General features: G+C 69.1%; 13 protein-coding genes and 3 pseudogenes. 6 read left to right on the forward strand and 10 right to left on the reverse strand.

What is annotated here, in order from left to right; all coding sequences use genetic code 11:
• Window positions 1-14: 14 nt before the first annotated feature.
• Entirely contained in the window at window positions 15-1,448 is a 1,434-nt protein-coding gene (locus tag ACIP94_RS11855) for an alkaline phosphatase family protein (protein WP_402423193.1), read from the reverse strand.
• Window positions 1,449-1,869: 421 nt separating this feature from the next.
• Here ACIP94_RS11855 and ACIP94_RS11860 point away from each other — a divergent pair, with 421 nt between their 5' ends.
• Window positions 1,870-3,150, forward strand: a complete 1,281-nt coding sequence (locus tag ACIP94_RS11860; RefSeq protein ID WP_402423195.1) for an FAD-dependent oxidoreductase — start codon at window positions 1,870-1,872, stop codon at window positions 3,148-3,150.
• Between the two features lie 75 nt (window positions 3,151-3,225).
• On the opposite strand, the gene ACIP94_RS11865 is transcribed toward ACIP94_RS11860, so the two are convergent.
• On the reverse strand, window positions 3,226-4,500 hold the full coding sequence (locus ACIP94_RS11865; protein ID WP_402423197.1) for an APC family permease: 1,275 nt from the start codon (window positions 4,498-4,500) through the stop codon (window positions 3,226-3,228).
• Window positions 4,501-4,883: 383 nt separating this feature from the next.
• Here ACIP94_RS11865 and ACIP94_RS11870 point away from each other — a divergent pair, with 383 nt between their 5' ends.
• Window positions 4,884-5,561 carry a copper resistance protein CopC gene (locus ACIP94_RS11870; protein WP_402423200.1) on the forward strand — a complete coding sequence of 226 codons (678 nt, stop codon included), beginning with the start codon at window positions 4,884-4,886 and terminating at the stop codon, window positions 5,559-5,561.
• A gap of 115 nt (window positions 5,562-5,676) precedes the next feature.
• On the opposite strand, the gene ACIP94_RS11875 is transcribed toward ACIP94_RS11870, so the two are convergent.
• Entirely contained in the window at window positions 5,677-6,180 is a 504-nt protein-coding gene (locus ACIP94_RS11875; protein ID WP_402423203.1) for a DoxX family protein, read from the reverse strand.
• A 280-nt stretch (window positions 6,181-6,460) separates the two neighbouring features.
• On the reverse strand, window positions 6,461-6,763 hold the full coding sequence (locus ACIP94_RS11880) for a PadR family transcriptional regulator (RefSeq protein WP_402423206.1): 303 nt from the start codon (window positions 6,761-6,763) through the stop codon (window positions 6,461-6,463).
• Between the two features lie 446 nt (window positions 6,764-7,209).
• On the opposite strand from ACIP94_RS11880, the pseudogene ACIP94_RS11885 reads away from it, so the two are divergent.
• Both ACIP94_RS11885 and ACIP94_RS11890 read left to right on the forward strand, forming a co-directional pair.
• A pseudogene (locus tag ACIP94_RS11885) lies at window positions 7,210-7,989 on the forward strand (multicopper oxidase domain-containing protein); the annotation flags it as partial.
• A gap of 49 nt (window positions 7,990-8,038) precedes the next feature.
• Window positions 8,039-8,206 carry a multicopper oxidase domain-containing protein gene (locus ACIP94_RS11890; RefSeq protein ID WP_402424226.1) on the forward strand — a complete coding sequence of 56 codons (168 nt, stop codon included), beginning with the start codon at window positions 8,039-8,041 and terminating at the stop codon, window positions 8,204-8,206.
• A gap of 3 nt (window positions 8,207-8,209) precedes the next feature.
• Here ACIP94_RS11890 and ACIP94_RS11895 read toward each other — a convergent pair.
• Window positions 8,210-8,557 (reverse strand): annotated as a pseudogene (locus ACIP94_RS11895) (GNAT family N-acetyltransferase); the annotation flags it as partial.
• A 102-nt stretch (window positions 8,558-8,659) separates the two neighbouring features.
• A pseudogene (locus tag ACIP94_RS11900) lies at window positions 8,660-8,827 on the reverse strand (sensor histidine kinase); the annotation flags it as partial.
• Between ACIP94_RS11900 and ACIP94_RS11905 the strand changes: the two are divergent.
• Both ACIP94_RS11905 and ACIP94_RS11910 read left to right on the forward strand, forming a co-directional pair.
• The gene (locus tag ACIP94_RS11905; protein WP_402423208.1) at window positions 8,763-8,957 is read left to right on the forward strand and encodes a hypothetical protein; all 195 of its coding nucleotides are present in this window, start codon (window positions 8,763-8,765) and stop codon (window positions 8,955-8,957) included. The pseudogene ACIP94_RS11900 and the gene ACIP94_RS11905 sit on opposite strands and share 65 nt — an antisense overlap.
• A gap of 372 nt (window positions 8,958-9,329) precedes the next feature.
• Window positions 9,330-11,300 (forward strand): potassium transporter Kup, encoded by a 1,971-nt coding sequence (locus ACIP94_RS11910; protein ID WP_402423211.1) that lies wholly within the window; start codon window positions 9,330-9,332, stop codon window positions 11,298-11,300.
• A 235-nt stretch (window positions 11,301-11,535) separates the two neighbouring features.
• Here ACIP94_RS11910 and ACIP94_RS11915 read toward each other — a convergent pair whose 3' ends face one another.
• The 4 genes from ACIP94_RS11915 to kdpF are packed head-to-tail and all read right to left on the reverse strand — an operon-like array spanning window position 11,536 to window position 16,143.
• Window positions 11,536-12,243: a potassium-transporting ATPase subunit C gene (locus ACIP94_RS11915; RefSeq protein WP_402423214.1), complete on the reverse strand. Its 708-nt coding sequence runs from the start codon at window positions 12,241-12,243 to the stop codon at window positions 11,536-11,538.
• Window positions 12,244-12,248: 5 nt separating this feature from the next.
• Window positions 12,249-14,384: a potassium-transporting ATPase subunit KdpB gene (gene kdpB / locus ACIP94_RS11920; protein ID WP_402423217.1), complete on the reverse strand. Its 2,136-nt coding sequence runs from the start codon at window positions 14,382-14,384 to the stop codon at window positions 12,249-12,251.
• Window positions 14,381-16,045, reverse strand: a complete 1,665-nt coding sequence (kdpA, locus tag ACIP94_RS11925) for a potassium-transporting ATPase subunit KdpA (protein ID WP_402423220.1) — start codon at window positions 16,043-16,045, stop codon at window positions 14,381-14,383. Before kdpA ends, kdpB begins: the two co-directional genes overlap by 4 nt.
• Before the next feature lie 8 nt (window positions 16,046-16,053).
• Window positions 16,054-16,143: a K(+)-transporting ATPase subunit F gene (gene kdpF / locus ACIP94_RS11930; RefSeq protein WP_037770757.1), complete on the reverse strand. Its 90-nt coding sequence runs from the start codon at window positions 16,141-16,143 to the stop codon at window positions 16,054-16,056.
• Window positions 16,144-16,199: the final 56 nt, after the last annotated feature.

Below are 16,199 nucleotides of genomic sequence, written 5' to 3' on the forward strand. Positions count from 1 at the left end.
GTCAGCTGCCCGGGTCAGGGCGTCTTGATGACGGGGTGCTCGGGGTCGTCGATGCGGGCCACGGCCGGGTAGACGATGCTGCCCGAGGGCGCCGGGGCCAGGGCCTTGCCCGAGGGGTTGTTGTAGACGTCCGCGCCGAACGGGCGCAGGCCGTCGGCGGCCGCGTAGCCGAGGTGGCCGTGGCCGTCGGTGCCGCCGTGGCGGACGCCGAACAGGTCCTCCATGCTGCGCAGCCACGAGTAGTGGTTGTAGGGCTGCTCGCTGACGGAGCCCGGCTTGATGTAGCGGGAGAGGAACACGGCGCCGGTGATGCCGCCGCCCGGGGTGGTGTCCTGGCCGAACGCCTGGAAGCCGGGCTGGGTGGTGTTCGGGCCGGGCAGCTCGTTGCAGCACGCGACGACCGACTGCGCGGTGTCGGTGGGGGTGTTCAGCGTCTTGTCCGTGTTGCCGGTGTAGTCGGCGATGGAGTTGCCGTACATCTTGTAGGGCGGGAACGCCTCGTCGAAGATGATCTGGATCATGCCGTCGTGCTGGTACGCCGGGGAGGCCATGATCTGGGGGACGACCTTCTCCAGGAACCTGTCCGAGGCGTACAGGCCGCCCTGGTGATTGTTCGGGTCACCGGAGAGGTTGTCGCCCTTGCAGGTGGCGTCGTGCGCGTCGGAGCAGTTGTTCGGGCTGATCCAGTTGAAGCGCGGCGTGGTCTTCTCGCTCTTGAGGTCCTGCGCCAGGCCGGACACGGCCGGGTGCCCCGCGGTGGCGGCGAGCCCGTCGAGGGGGGCGACCTTGGCGCAGTCGTTCGGGTTGTCGATCAGCGAGCGGAACCAGGGCACCGGGTTGTGCTTGGGCACGTACTGGTCCTCCGCGGTCGCGCCGCCCGGGTCCGGCACGCCGTTGCCCGAGGGGTCGCCGGGGATGCCGCACTGGTAGGCGTTCTCGCGGGTGGGGGTGTTGCCCATGTCCTGGGCGTACACCTTCCACGGGACCTTCTTCGCATCGAGCTGGTTGAAGAGCGTCTTCACCGAGGACGGGTAGACACAGCCCGTGGTGGCGTTGACCTGGCCGTCGGCTGCCGGGGTGCCTGGGGAGACGTCCTTGTACTGCGGGCAGTCGCTCTGGTTGTCCGGCGCGGGGGCCTGCCCGGACACCAGGCTGATGTAGTTGTCCAGGCTGTAGTGGCCGGTGCCGTAGTACTGGGTGAGCAGCTCGCCGTAGGACGGGAGCGTCTTCCACAGGTAGCTGTTCTGGTTGAGGCCGGTGAAGGTGGCCTCGTACGACTTGTTCTCCAGGATGATCGTCCACACGTGGCCGATCTTGTGCGCCTTGGGGTGGTGCTCCTCATGGGCCGATGCCGAGGCCGGCGCCAGCGTGACCGCGGCGATCGCGCCCACGACGGCCGCCCCCGCCGCAAGACGCCACTGTCTGCGCCCGCGTATGAACCCTGCCATGTCGCTCCCTCATTGAAGGCAACGCGCGGCGAAGACCTCCCCCGCCGCCCGAGGCACTGTCTACCCACAGCCCACACACATACCGACTCCGCACCCAACTCCCTGTAGTGCACCGGTGAACAATGGCGGTACGGAGTGCTATCCGATCGTCAAGAAGCGCTCGTGGCAAGCGAAAGAGGGCGCGAGTCGCAGCGAGGGTGCGCCGCAACGGTAGTGGCTGGGCACAGGTTCGGCGAGGCAATCCGCGCCCTACCGTTCGACCACGTTTTGGCCAACGTGTGCCGATATCGTCGACCGATACCGGCTGACAGGCCACACTGGGCGACGGAGGGGGGACGGGTGCGGCGGCGGTGCGCCGACGTGCCATCCCGAAGTACGCGCTGCCTTGGGGAAGGCGGCGTCGGGATCAGCAGGGGGATGCATGACACAGTCGCTGCCTGGGCAACACCCTGCCCACGAGCTGGCGTTCGCCGGGCGCGCGGGGCTTCCGGTCGTCGTGGTGGGGGCGGGTCCGTACGGCCTGTCAGTGGCCGCACATCTTCGAGGGGCAGGGGTACCGGTCCGCATCTTCGGTGACGTGCTGGGCAGTTGGCGGCATTCCATGGCCACCGGCATGTTCCTGAAATCGACCCCGGACGCGACCGACCTGTCCGCGCCGGAGCCGGGCGCGCGCCTTGCGGATTTCCGCCGCGTGCACGGTGAGCCGGAGCTGACGGAGCTGACGCCGATCCCCTGCGATGTGTTCGTGCGCTACGGGATGTGGTTCCAGAAGCGCCATGTCGGCGAGGTGGACCCGGCCCGGGTCGTGGCCGTCGAGCAGGCCCCGTCAGGGCGGGGTTTCCTCGTCCGGCTGGACGACGGGCGGGAGCTGCCGGCCGCCGCTGTCGTGGTGGCCACGGGACTGAACGGTCTTGCCCATGTCCCCGAGGAACTGCGGCGGCTCGCTCCCGAAGGGCCCGGTGTGGGTTCTCTGGTGTCGCACACCAGCCACCACACCGACCTGTCGCCGTACGCCGGTCAGCGTGTCGCGGTGATCGGCGGTGGTCAGTCCGCCCTGGAGAGCGCCGCGTTGCTGCATGAGGCCGGCACCGAGGTTCAGGTACTGGTCCGGGAAGCGCGCGTGCTGTGGGGGACGAAGCCGGATCCGGTCCGGCCCTGGGCGCAGCGCGTGGCCAAGCCTGCCTCGCCGCTGGGCACGGGCTGGGTCCTGGCCGCGGTCTGCAGGGCCCCGGGAGGACTGCGGAGGTTTCCCGCGGCCGCCCGCATGCTGCTGTTCCGCCGCGCGTTGGGGCCGTCGGGCGGCTGGTGGCTGCGGGACCGGGTGGAGGACGTCGTGCCGGTCCGCACGTCCAGCCGCGTCACCCGGGCTGAAGCGGATGGGTCCGGGGTGCGCCTGGAAGTCGCGGGGCCCGGTGGATCCGAGACGTTCGCGGTCGATCACGTGCTCGCGGCCACCGGCTACCGGCTCGATCTGGACGCGGTCCCGTTCCTGTCGCCCACGGTGCGCGGCGCCCTGACCTGCGTCCCGGGATCGAAGGCACCCCACCTGTCAGCGTCGTTCGAGTCCTCGGTGCCCGGCCTGTACTTCACAGGTTCACTCGCGGCCCCGATGTTCGGCCCGATGATGCGGTTCGTGGCAGGAACGGAGTTCGCCGCCACGCGCATCACCCGGCACGCTTCCCGGCTCTCTGCACCCCGCTGAGTCAACCCCGACGAGGGTGAGACGTCGTACCGCTGGGCAGGCAAGGGGCCTCACACAGCGTTCATGAGCCGGTTCCTACGACGCCGGTCGTGCCGTGAGGCGCCGGCGTACGCCGTAGGCCGCAGCCCCGAGCGCGAGCACCGCCGCTCCCCATGCCACCGACGTCGCGGGCAGGGTGAAGGCCAGGACCAGGCAGCCGGCCAGCCCGAGGACGGGGATGAGGCGCGGTGGCCGGTCCTCCTCCTCGGTCAGGGTCCAGGCGGAGGCGTTCGCCACGGCGTAGTAGGCGAGAACGCCGAAGGACGAGAAGCCGATCGCGCCGCGCACGTCCGTGGTGGCGGCCAGAATCGCCACCACAGTGCCCACCAGGAGCTCCGCGCGATACGGCACCTTGAACCGCGGATGCACAGCGGACAGCGCATGAGGCAGGTGTTGATCCCGGGACATGGCCAGCGTGGTCCGCGAGACGCCCAGGATCAGCGCGAGCAACGACCCGAGTGCCGCCACCGCCGCTCCGACCCGAACCACCGGGACCAACCCCGGCACACCGGCCTGCCGTACCGCCTCGGCCAGCGGCGCGCTCTCCCTTGCCAGCCCGTTCGGGCCGAGGACGGCCAGCACGGACACGGCGACCGCCGCGTACACGATCAGCGTGATCCCCAGGGCGAGGGGAATGGCGCGGGGAATGGTGCGGGCCGGGTCCCGCACCTCTTCGCCCAGGGTCGCGATCCGCGCGTACCCGGCGAAGGCGAAGAACAGCAGCCCGGCCGCCTGCAACACCCCGGTGACGGAGGCGTCCGAGCCGATGTCCAGCCGCCCGGTCCGTGCAGTACTGGAGGTGAGGCAGGCCACCACCACGGCTGCCAGCACGGCCAGGACCACGGCGACGATCGCCCGGGTCAGCCACGCGGCCTTCTGCACGCCCACGTAGTTCACCGCGGTCAGCGCCACCACGGCAGCAACCGCGACGGCGTGCGCCTGGTCCGGCCACACATACGAGCCCACGGTGAGCGCCATCGCCGCGCACGAGGCGGTCTTGCCCACCACGAAGCCCCATCCGGCGAGGTAGCCCCAGAAGTCGCCCAGCCGCTCACGGCCGTACACATACGTCCCACCGGACTGCGGGTAGCGTGCCGCCAGCCGGGCCGAGGACGTGGCGTTGCAGTACGCCACCACAGCAGCGACGGCCAGCCCCACCGGCAGTCCCGAGCCCGCCGCCCGCGCGGCCGGCGCCAGAGCGGCGAAGACCCCCGCACCGATCATCGAGCCCAGCCCGATGACCACGGCATCGAATACGCCCAGCCTCCGCTCCAGCACAGCGGCTCCACCGCCCTGCGACGCCTGGCTCACTCCGTACACCCATCTATCGACACCCGATATCGCAAGACGATACCTACCAGAGATGAACATCGGATGACCCCCGTCGCGACCCTGACCGGGCGTGGCCAGTGCCCGTACTCGCCGTCGCCGACCATGCTGGAGGCGGCGATGCGGACGAGGGCGGCCGGGTCGCGTACGAGGCTGGTGACGGGCCGGCCGGTGGGGTGCTGTGGTACCGCGACGGCTACGTGATCACCCGCTGGTGCCCGGTCCTGGTCAGGTCCCGGACGCCACAGCCTCTTACGCCGATCGCGGTTGACGGGCGCGACCGCCGAAATCCCGTTGCGATGAGCAGGGCGTTCGCCGTGTCCGTACGTATCCGAGACCGGGAGTTGCGGATGCGGAGACGTGGCGTGGACGGACAGGCAGACGGACGGCACACGGTCTGGAGCATGCGGCTGTGGGGCCGCGCGCCCGTCAGGGGCCTGGCCCTGACGGGCACCCTGTTGGTCATGCTCCTGTTCGGCGGTGCTGGTACCGCCTCGGCGCACGCGGTGTTGACGGGGAGCGCCCCGGCCGACGGCAGCGTCGTGAAGTCGGCGCCGAAGCAGGTGACACTGGCCTTCACCGAGAGCGTCGGTCTGCTCGACAACTCCTTCGGCATCCTCGACCCGGACAACCACGAAGTGCACACGGGCAAGCCGACGCACGCGGCGGGCCACTCCGACTCGGCTCAAGTAGCCTTGCCCGCGAAGCTCGCCCAAGGCACGTACACGGTGTCCTGGCGGGTGGTCTCCGCTGACAGCCATCCCGTCTCCGCCGTCACTCGGGAGCCGCAGCCGGTAGGCGCGCACCGGGGCGATGCGGGCGAGGCCGGCTCCGGCGGCGTGGGACCGGCTCCGTTGGAGTCTTTCAGCGGGCGGGAATCGAGTGCGGTGGACTGGCCCGCTCCCGGTCAAGCATCCTGCCGTCGGGGACTTCGCCGCACCGTGCTGGCAGAGGTGGCCCTCGCCGTCGCCGTCATGGCGATCACTACCGTCCTCACCGACATCGACGAGGTCACCGTCACCAAGACCATCAAGATCGCTTAGGCTCCATCCCGCCTGTCAGCGAGGAGAGCCGTTGGGCGCGTGCCGTACGCGCACAATGCGGGACGCTCACCGATCCAGCCACTCCGGCGTGACCAGAACCACAGTTCCAGCATGGTCAGTTGCGGCGCGGCTGAGGCGTGGCCTCGGCGGTCAGGTTGTGGTGCAGGCGAGCGTCGAGGGAGTAACGGCCGGCGCCCACAAGGAGCAGGAAGACGCTGCCACACAGTTGAGCGACCTCCACGCGGGACTCGTGAGCGAAGTCCCACCAGCCGCTCTCCCCCTTGAACAGGGCTACATGTCCCCACAGGAGCGGCAGCTTCGTGATCGCCAGGGCGCAGATCATGTCGATCACCATGGGCACCGCGGCCACCCGGGTGAGCAGCCCTGCCAGGATCAGGAGGCCGCAGCCGATCTCGAAGACTCCGTCGAACGCGGCGAAGAAGGCAGGCGCGGGGATGCCGACCTTGTCGAACCGGCCAATGCCCAGCGCGGCGGGACGCACGAACTTCAAGATGCCCTCGGAAAGGAAGATCGCTCCCACGTAGAAGCGAATCCACAGCACCGCCCCCGGTGCGCTGGTGTACGTGAGCCGGGACAGCCAGGTGCGTGCCTGCGTCATTCGGAGACCTTGCCTCAGGTCAGACGACGGTGACCTCGGCATCGTCCTTCACTGTCGCCTTGCCACGCGTAACCGGACGGCACCGATCCCGCCTACGGGTGATGCCCTGTCCCCCGTCCGGGCGCCAAAGACCCGTGCTGAGAGGGGATGAGCTGTGCCCCGGGGTGACCACTCGCCGAAGTGCGGTTGACTGCTATGAACAGCATCTCTGGCGGAATCCGCCCGGCCTCATCACCGCTGACACCAGCGCCGCATACCGCCGCCCCGTCCGCTTGCAGCCCTACGACCCGTCACCCAGGACTTCGCGAGCCAGCTCCGCCAACGCTCTGCGGTCCTCGGCCAGTGCCTTCTTCCCAGCCTCCGTGGCTGTGTAGACGCGCCGGGCACGGCCGTCGACGACGCGCTGCTCGGAGACCAGTAGTCCGTCGGCTTCCAGCCGGTGCAGCGTCGGATACAGCGTGCCGGGGCTGATCTGGTAGCCGTGATGAGCCAGTTCCTCCGTCATCCACGCCCCGTGGATCTCCCCTTCGGCGGCGTGGTGCAGGATGTGCAGCCGCACCGCGCCCCGCTGGAACTCACGCACTGTCCACCCCCACCCCGCCCGCCCAGGCAGTGACGAAACCGATATCGGCCTACGAGTCTACGCTCGGGCACGCTCAGGCCGGAATGCTCCCGCCTGTGCCCTGGCTGGACAGCCCCCTTCCCAACGGCGCCGATCCGGCGGGCACCGCACTCGCTACGCCGGACGGACCGGCGATGTGCGCCACGACGCCACCACGGCACACAGATCCGGTATCGGGCTGCGATATTCACTTCAGGAACTCGATTGGATACACACAGTAGTCACGTGCTGAACCGGTCGGTTCGGGCACGTCGTAAAGGAGCAGAGCCGTGCCCATCTCTCGCCGCGACGCCCTCAAGCTGGGTAGCGCGTCCGTGCTGGCCGGAGCGGGCGCCGGTGCCGTGACCGGATGCGACTCCCGCGCGGCGCTGAGCGGGGCCGCTCCTTCGCGCAAGGCGGACTACACGGTGCGGATCGCGACCGGACGCGTCGAACTCGCGCCGGACACGGTCGTCTCCACCACGACGTACAACGGGCAGTTCCCCGGACCGCTGCTGCGGTTCACCGAAGGCCGCCCGGTCGTGGTCGACGTGCACAACGACACCGGTACCCCGGAACTGCTGCACTGGCACGGCCAGCGGGTCCCCGCCGACGTGGACGGAGCCGCGGAGGAAGGCACCCCGTACATCCCCGCGTACGGGATGCGGCGCCTGTCGTTCACCCCCGGACCGGCCGGTTTCCGCTTCTACCACACCCATGTGGCAGCAATGGACGATCTGGCCCGCGGCACCTACACCGGTCAGGCCGGCCCGGTCTACATCGAGCCGAAGAACAACCCCGGGGCCTACGACCAGGAAGTGTTCCTGACCCTGAAGGAGTTCCAGCCCTCCCTCAGCCACGGCGGGGACATCCCCGAGACCTTCCTGGCCGGCTCCCCGGTGCCGGAACTGAAACGCAAAGGCGAGCAGGCGATGGCCGACTCGCTGGCCCGGGGCATGCCGCGCGGCTACGAGGTCGGCTACCGCGTCTTCAGTGTCAACGGCCGCAAACTCGGCCACGGCGAGCCCATCAAGGTCAAGACCGGACAGCGCGTGCTCTTCCACGTCCTCAACGCCAGCGCCACCGAGATCCGCAGCCTCGCCCTGCCCGGCCACACCTTCACCGTGGTCGCGCTCGACGGCAACCCTGTGCCCTGCCAGGCCCGAGTGCCGGTGCTGTGGATCGGCACCGCCGAACGCGTCTCAGCCCTCGTGGAACCCCGTCCACCTGCACCGCCACACCTTCGAGGTCACCCACATCGCCGGCACCCCCACCCGCGGCCTGCGCAAGGACGTCGTCATGCTCGGCGGCTACCAGAGCCTCGACTTCGACTTCACCGCCGACCAGCCAGGGCTGTCCCTGTTCCACTGCCACCAGCAGCTCCACATGGACTACGGCTTCATGATTCTGCTTCGCTGCTCCTGACGGTCATGCGATGGCGGGGCTGCGGCGTTCGATCAGGACGACGTCCCGCAATACGCCGTGGTGCCGGCCGAAGCGTTCGCGGGTGCCGATGACACGGAAACCTGCAGCGCGGTGCAGGGAGAGGCTGCTGGTGTTCTCCGGGAAGACGCCGGACTGGATCGTCCAGACGCCCGCCGCCTCGGTCGAGCCGATCAGGGCAGGCAGCAGGGCCGTACCGATGCCTCGGCCGCGGGCGTCGGCGTGGACGTACACCGAGTGCTCGACGACGCCGGCATAGGCGCACCGGTCGGACACGGGCACCGCCGCGACCCAGCCCAGCACCCTGCCCGCCTCGTCGACCGCGACGTGCCGGCCCGTCTTCCCCTGCACGCGGTGCCTGGACTGGGCGCTCCCCGAGGAGCGCGCGGAATCCGCTGCGAATGAGCGGCTGGTCGTCGACCAGCAGGACGCGGATCATGACATCTGCTCCACGGGGAGTTCGGCCTGGACGGTGAAGCCGCGCTCGCTGCGCGGTCCGGCGCGCAGCCGGCCGCCGAGGGCGGTGACGCGTTCGCGCATGCCGAGCAGCCCGAGGCCGGGTGTCGGCGCGGTGTCCGGCGTGGCGTTGCCGTCGTCGTCGACCTCTCAGAGCGCCGCCTGGGTGGGGCAGCCTGCGGCACCGCACCTCAGGGCGACTGCGATCGCAAAGCACTACGTCCGCGTCGCCGTCATCATCGCCGCCTTCACCCTGCTCGTCGCCGCCCTCGTCTGACCCGGCGGGCCCACCACGCCGACGGCGCACTCGCTCGCGAGCAATGAATCGTAAACAGGTTGCCGCCCAGCATGCTGCCGCCGGACGGTCACCGCGCCCCCCTGGTGGCCGGGCCGCCGGCCCGCATTGCTGCCGGGCCGCCCTGTGGGCCAATCCGCCGGGAACCGGTCTGTGACCCGAGAGCCGCGCCCTGCGAGCCCGGCCGCGCCACCGGAGCTGCTCGCCCTCGTTGAAGACCTTCGCCGGAGGCCAGACGAGGTGACCCGGTTCGCACGAAGCGGCGTGCGCTAGGAACGGTTGTGCGCGTGATCGGTATCGTCGCGGCGTAGGGCACCTAGCCTGCAGCACAGCGGCCGAGCGGAGGAGGATGCCATGGCCGATCCCGGCCACGAGGCCGCGTCGGGCGGCGGATCCGCACAGCGGCCGCCGGAGGCTCATGGTCCGAGCGTGCACGACACGGTGCGTCTCGCGCTGGTGATCGGTGCTCTCGGTGTGGTCTTCGGTGATATCGGGACCAGCCCGATCTACACCCTCCAGACCGTCTTCAACCCGAGCGACCCGCATCCCGTCCCCGTCACCACGCAGAACGTGTACGGGGTGGTGTCGCTGGTGTTCTGGTCGGTTGTGGTCATCGTCCTGGTCACCTATGTGCTGCTGGCGATGCGCGCCGACCACGACGGTGAGGGCGGCATCATGGCGCTGATCACCCTGGTGCGACGATCGAGCTCACGGCGGAGCCGGCGAGCGGCGGCCGTCCTGGCCGCGCTGGGCATCTTCGGCGCGTCGCTGTTCTTCGGTGACAGCATGATCACCCCGGCGATCTCGGTGCTGTCCGCGGTCGAGGGACTGAAAGTCGTCCAGCCGTCGCTGCACAGCGTGATCGTGCCGATCACCGCGGTGATCATCGTGGTGCTGTTCGTGGTGCAGCGCCGGGGAACCGCGGCGGTGGGCCGGGTGTTCGGGCCGGTCATGATCGCCTGGTTCGTGTCCATCGGCGCCTGCGGTGTCGCCGGCATCGCGGGTCACGCGTCCATCCTCCGGGCACTGTCGCCGGCTTACGCCCTCGGCTTCCTGTTCGGCCATTTCGGCACCGCCTTCTTCGCCCTGGCCGGGGTCGTGCTCGCGGTCACCGGGGCCGAGGCGCTGTATGCCGACATGGGGCACTTCGGTCGCCGGTCGATCACCCGCGCCTGGCTGATCCTCGTCTTCCCCGCGTGCATCCTGAGCTACCTCGGTCAGGGCGCCAAGATCCTCGCCGACCCGCACAACATCAGCAGCCCGTTCTTCCTGCTCACACCCGTCTGGGGGCGCCTGCCGATGGTCCTGCTGGCCACGGCGGCCACGGTGATCGCCTCCCAGGCCGTGATCACCGGCGCGTACTCGGTCGCCTCCCAGGCCGCCCAGCTCGGTTACCTGCCGAGGCTGCGGATCGCGCACACCTCCGAATCCACCATCGGCCAGATCTACGTCCCCTGGATCAACTGGCTGCTGATGGTCTCGGTCCTCACCCTGGTCTTCGCCTTCCGCAGCTCCACCGCGCTGGCCTTCGCCTTCGGCATGGCGGTCACCGGCACCATCACCATCACCACCCTGCTGTTCTTCTACGTCGCCCGCGCGCAATGGGGCACGCCGGTGTGGCTGGTCGGCATCGGTGCAGCCGTACTCCTCTTCGTGGACCTGCTGTTCGTGGCGGCCAACATGACCAAACTTGTCCACGGCGCGTGGCTGCCGCTGCTGATCGGCGTCACCGCGTTCACCGTCATGACGACCTGGCAACGCGGCCGCGAGCTGGTGACCGCCGAACGGGCGCGCCTCGAAGGCCCGTTGCCCGAGTTCATCGACGACCTCCGCTCGGGGAGGGTGCCGACGCTCCGGATCCCCGGCACGGCGGTCTTCCTCAACCGGGGCAAGCAGACCGCGCCCTTGGCCATGCGGGCCAACGTCGAGCACAACCACGTCCGGCACGACCAGGTCGTGATCCTCTGCCTCGAGACCCAACCCGTGCCCCGTGTCCCGGCCGACCAGCGGGTCGTCGTCGACGACCTCGGCTACGCCGACGACGGGATCATCCACGTGACCGCTCTGTTCGGCTACATGGAGACACCGGACGTGCCCGGCACCCTGGCGTTGCTCGACCCGGCCCGGACCGAGGGACCGCTGCACCTCGACCAGGCCTCCTACTTCCTGTCGAAGATCGACCTTCGGCGCGGCAAGTCACCGACGATGGCGCCCTGGCGCAAACGGCTGTTCATCGCCACCTCCTACATCACGGCCGACGCCGCCGAGTACTTCGGCCTCCCCCGCGACCGCACGGTCATCATGGGCTCGCACATCGAGGTATAGGGCGCGCCGGTCACACACCAGCCGTTGTGACGCGTGTCGGGCTCCGGTACTCGAGGGCCGGACCAGCGTCGTAGCGCGGTCATCTGCTCCTGGTACGGCCCCGGCCGGGCCGGTCAGTGTGGTGAGGGAAGAGCGTGCAGACGGGTGCCGCGCTCAGAGACGTCATGGCTACGGGAGCCGGCGAACCCGGGTTCCGTCCCGGGTTCGCCGACTCCCATGTGGTGGCGTAAGGCCGTCACTTCTTCGCCGCGAGGTCCTTGAGCGCGATGTTGAGCTCCAGGACGTTCACCCGGGGCTCGCCCATGAAGCCCAGAGTGCGGCCTTCGGTGTGCTCCTTGACCAGCTTCTCCACCTGGGCGACGGGCAGGCCGTTCTTCTCGGCAACCCGGTGGACCTGGAGTTCGGCGTACTCCGGGGAGATGGCCGGGTCCAGTCCGGAGCCGGAGGAGGTGACGGCGTCGGCGGGGACGTCGGACCCCTTGACCTTGTAGCCGGGGATCGAGTTGTCCTTGACGACGGCGTCCTCGGCGGCGAGCACCTGGGCGCAGAGCGTCTTGTCCGCGGGCTTGTCCGGGCACTTGCCGTTCACCGCGCCGCTGTCGGCGGACAGGTTGGTGGCGCCGGACAGGATCAGCTTGTACTGCATGTTGACGCTGTTCGCGCCGAGCCCGTTCGCCGGGCGCCCCTGAAACCACCTCAGGTCCGGGTCCGGCGTCTCCTGGCCCTTCTTCAGCGGCAGGTTGTACGACTGCCCGATCAGGGACGAGCCGACCACCTTGCCGTCCGCCTTGATCTCGGAGCCGTTCGCCTTGTTGCCGAACAGCCCCTGGGCGATGCCGGTCACCACCAGCGGGTAGATGACGCCCGTCACCAGGGTCAGCACGAGGAGGGCCCGCAGGCCCGCCCCGAGCAACCGGACGGTGTTCGTTACGGAGTTGTTCATGGCGATCAGCCGATTCCGGGAATGAGGGAGATGAGCATGTCGATGATCTTGATGCCGATGAAGGGCGCGATCAGGCCGCCGATGCCGTAGATCCCGAGGTTGCGCCGCAGCATCCTGTCCGCGCTCATCGGCCGGTAGCGCACGCCCTTCAGGGACAGCGGCACCAGCGCGATGATGATCAGCGCGTTGAAGACGACGGCCGACAGGATCGCGGAGTTCGGCGAGGACAGGTGCATGATGTTCAGCTTGTCCAGGCCCGGATAGACCGCCGCGAAGAGTGCCGGGATGATCGCGAAGTACTTCGCGACGTCGTTGGCAATGGAGAACGTCGTCAACGCTCCGCGGGTGATCAGCAACTGCTTGCCGATCTCCACGATCTCGATCAGCTTCGTCGGGTTGGAGTCGAGGTCGACCATGTTGCCGGCCTCCTTGGCGGCCGACGTACCGGTGTTCATCGCCACGCCGACGTCGGCTTGTGCCAGGGCCGGTGCGTCGTTGGTGCCGTCACCGGTCATCGCGACCAGCTTGCCGCCCGCCTGCTCCCGCTTGATGAGGGCCATCTTGTCCTCGGGGGTGGCCTCCGCGAGGAAGTCGTCGACGCCCGCCTCCTCGGCGATCGCCTTCGCGGTCAGCGGGTTGTCACCCGTGATCATGACCGTCTTGATGCCCATGCGGCGCAGTTCCTCGAACCGCTCCCGCATGCCCTCCTTGACCACGTCCTTGAGATGGATGACACCCAGCACCCGGGCGCCCTTGTCGTCCTTGACGGCAACGAGCAGGGGCGTGCCGCCCGCCTCGGAGATCCGGTTGGCTATCGCGTCGGCGTCCTTGGCCACCGTGCCGCCCTGCTCCTCGACCCAGGCGATGACCGAGGCTGTGGCGCCCTTGCGGATCCTGCGGCCCTCGACGTCCACACCCGACATCCGGGTCTGGGCGGTGAACTCGATCCACTCCGCGCCGGTCAGTTCGCCCTGGTGGCGTTCGCGCAGCCCGTACTTCTCCTTCGCCAGGACGACGATGGAGCGGCCCTCGGGCGTCTCGTCGGCCAGCGACGACAGCTGGGCCGCGTCCGCCACCTCCGCCTCGGTGGAGCCCTTGACCGGCACGAACTCGGCGGCCTGGCGGTTGCCGAGGGTGATGGTGCCGGTCTTGTCCAGCAGCAGCGTGGAGACGTCACCGGCGGCCTCGACCGCACGGCCCGACATGGCCAGCACGTTGCGCTGCACCAGCCGGTCCATGCCCGCGATGCCGATCGCGGAGAGCAGGGCGCCGATCGTGGTCGGGATCAGACAGACCAGCAGGGCCACCAGCACGACCATTGTCAGGTGCGTGTGGGCGAAGTTCGCGAACGGCGGCAGGGTCGCCACCGCCAGCAGGAACACGATGGTCAGCGAGGCGAGCAGGATGTTCAGCGCGATCTCGTTGGGCGTCTTCTGCCGGGCCGCGCCCTCGACCAGGTTGATCATCCGGTCGATGAAGGTCTCGCCGGGCTTCGTCGTGATCTTGATGACGATCCGGTCGGAGAGAACCTTCGTACCGCCGGTCACGGCGCTGCGGTCACCGCCGGACTCGCGGATGACCGGGGCGGACTCACCCGTGATCGCCGACTCGTCCACCGAGGCGACGCCCTCGACGACGTCACCGTCACCGGGGATGATGTCACCGGCCTCGCAGACGACCAGATCACCGATGGTCAGCGCGGTGCCGGGGACCTGCTCCTCGGAGCCGTCCTTCAGCAGCCGGCGGGCGACGGTGTCGGTCTTGGCCTTGCGCAGGGTGTCGGCCTGGGCCTTGCCGCGGCCCTCGGCGACCGCCTCCGCCAGGTTGGCGAAGATCACGGTCAGCCACAGCCAGGCGCTGATGGTCCAGCCGAACCACTGTCCCGGGTGCTGGAAGGAGAAGACGGTGGTCAGGACGGAGCCGACCCACACGACGAACATGACGGGGGACTTGACCATCACCCGCGGGTCGAGCTTGCGGAACGCGTCCGGCAGGGACTTGACCAGTGCCTTGGGGTCGAAGAGGCCCGCTCCGACACGGCCCTCGGCGGGCTTGTGCCCGGTGGGGACGTCGCTGTGCGGCGCCCGGGTGGGAGTGGCTGTGGACATCGAGTCCTCTTGCTTGTCTATGCGGGTGGTCATGACGCCAGCCCCTCGGCCAGCGGACCCAGCGCCAGGGCCGGGAAATAGGTCAGACCGGTGATGATGAGGATCGCGCCCACCAGCAGGCCGGTGAACAGCGGCTTCTCGGTGCGCAGGGTGCCCGCGGTCACCGGGACCGGCGTCTGCTCGGCGAGCGAGCCGGCCAGCGCCAGGACGAACACCATCGGCAGGAAGCGGCCGAGCAGCATCGCGAGTCCGGTCATGGTGTTGAACCAGTCGGTGTTCGCGTTCAGACCGGCGAAGGCCGAACCGTTGTTGTTCGACGCCGACGTGAACGCGTACAGGACCTCGGAGAACCCGTGTGCGCCGGAGTTGAGCATCGAGTGCGGCGGGGTCGGCAGGGCCATGGAGGCCGCGGTGAAGACCAGCACCAGCGCCGGGGTGATCAGGATGTAGCAGGCGGCGAGCTTCATCTCGCGGCCGCCGATCTTCTTGCCGAGGTACTCGGGTGTGCGGCCCACCATCAGGCCGGCGATGAACACCGCGATGACGGCCATGATCAGCATGCCGTAGAGGCCGGAGCCGGTACCACCGGGCGCGATCTCGCCCAGCATCATGCTGAGCATGGTGATGCCGCCGCCGAGACCGGTGAAGGAGGAGTGGAAGGAGTCCACCGCACCGGTCGAGGTGAGCGTGGTAGACACCGCGAAGATCGACGACGCGCCGACACCGAACCGCGTCTCCTTGCCCTCCATCGCCCCGCCCGCCGCCTGCAGCGCCGGGCCGTGGTGGGCGAACTCCGTCCACATCATCAGCGCCACGAAACCCAGCCAGATGGTGAACATCGTGGCGAGGATCGCGTAACCCTGCTTCACCGAGCCGACCATCACACCGAAGGTGCGAGTCAGGGAGAAGGGGATGACGAGGATCAGGAAGATCTCGAAGAGGTTGGCGAAGGGGGTGGGGTTCTCGAAGGGGTGGGCGCTGTTGGCGTTGAAGTAACCGCCCCCATTGGTGCCCAGCTCCTTGATGGCCTCCTGGGAGGCGACGGCGCCGCCGTTCCACTGCTGCGAGCCGCCCATGAACTGGCCGACCTCGTGGATGCCGGAGAAGTTCTGGATCGCTCCGCATGCCACCAGGACGATCGCGGCGATCGCGGCGCCCGGCAGCAGGATGCGCAGCGTGCCGCGCACCAGGTCGGCCCAGAAGTTGCCCAGCTCACCGGTGCGCGACCGCGCGAAACCGCGCACCAGCGCCACCGCCACCGCGATGCCGACGGCCGCGGAGACGAAGTTCTGCACGGCCAGACCGGCAGTCTGCACGACGTGCCCCATGGTCTGCTCGCCGTAGTACGACTGCCAGTTGGTGTTGGTCACGAACGAGACGGCCGTGTTGAACGACTGCGCCGGGTTGACCGAGGAGAAGTGCATCGAGCCGGGCAGCACGCCCTGCAGCCGCTGCAGCACATAGAGGAACAGGACGCTGACCGCCGAGAACGCCAGGACACCGCGCAGATACGCGGGCCAGGTCATCTCGGTGTCGGGGTTGGCACCGATGGCCTTGTAGATCCACCCCTCGACGCGCAGGTGCTTGCGCGAGGAGTAGACCTTGGCCATGTAGTCGCCGACGGGAACGTAGGCGAGCGCCAGTGCGCCGATGAGGGCGAGCAACTGGAGCACGCCGGCGAGTTCAGGACCCATATCTGTTCTCAGAACCTCTCCGGGAAGATCAGGGCGAGGACGAGATAGCCCAGCAGGGCGACGGCCACGACCAGGCCGACGACGTTTTCGACGGTCACAGCTTTGTCACCCCCTTGGCGACAAGGGCCACCAGCGCGAAACCCGCGAGCACGGT

This window comes from Streptomyces sp. NPDC093261 (assembly GCF_044753645.1).
Classification (GTDB): Bacteria; Actinomycetota; Actinomycetes; order Streptomycetales; family Streptomycetaceae; genus Streptomyces.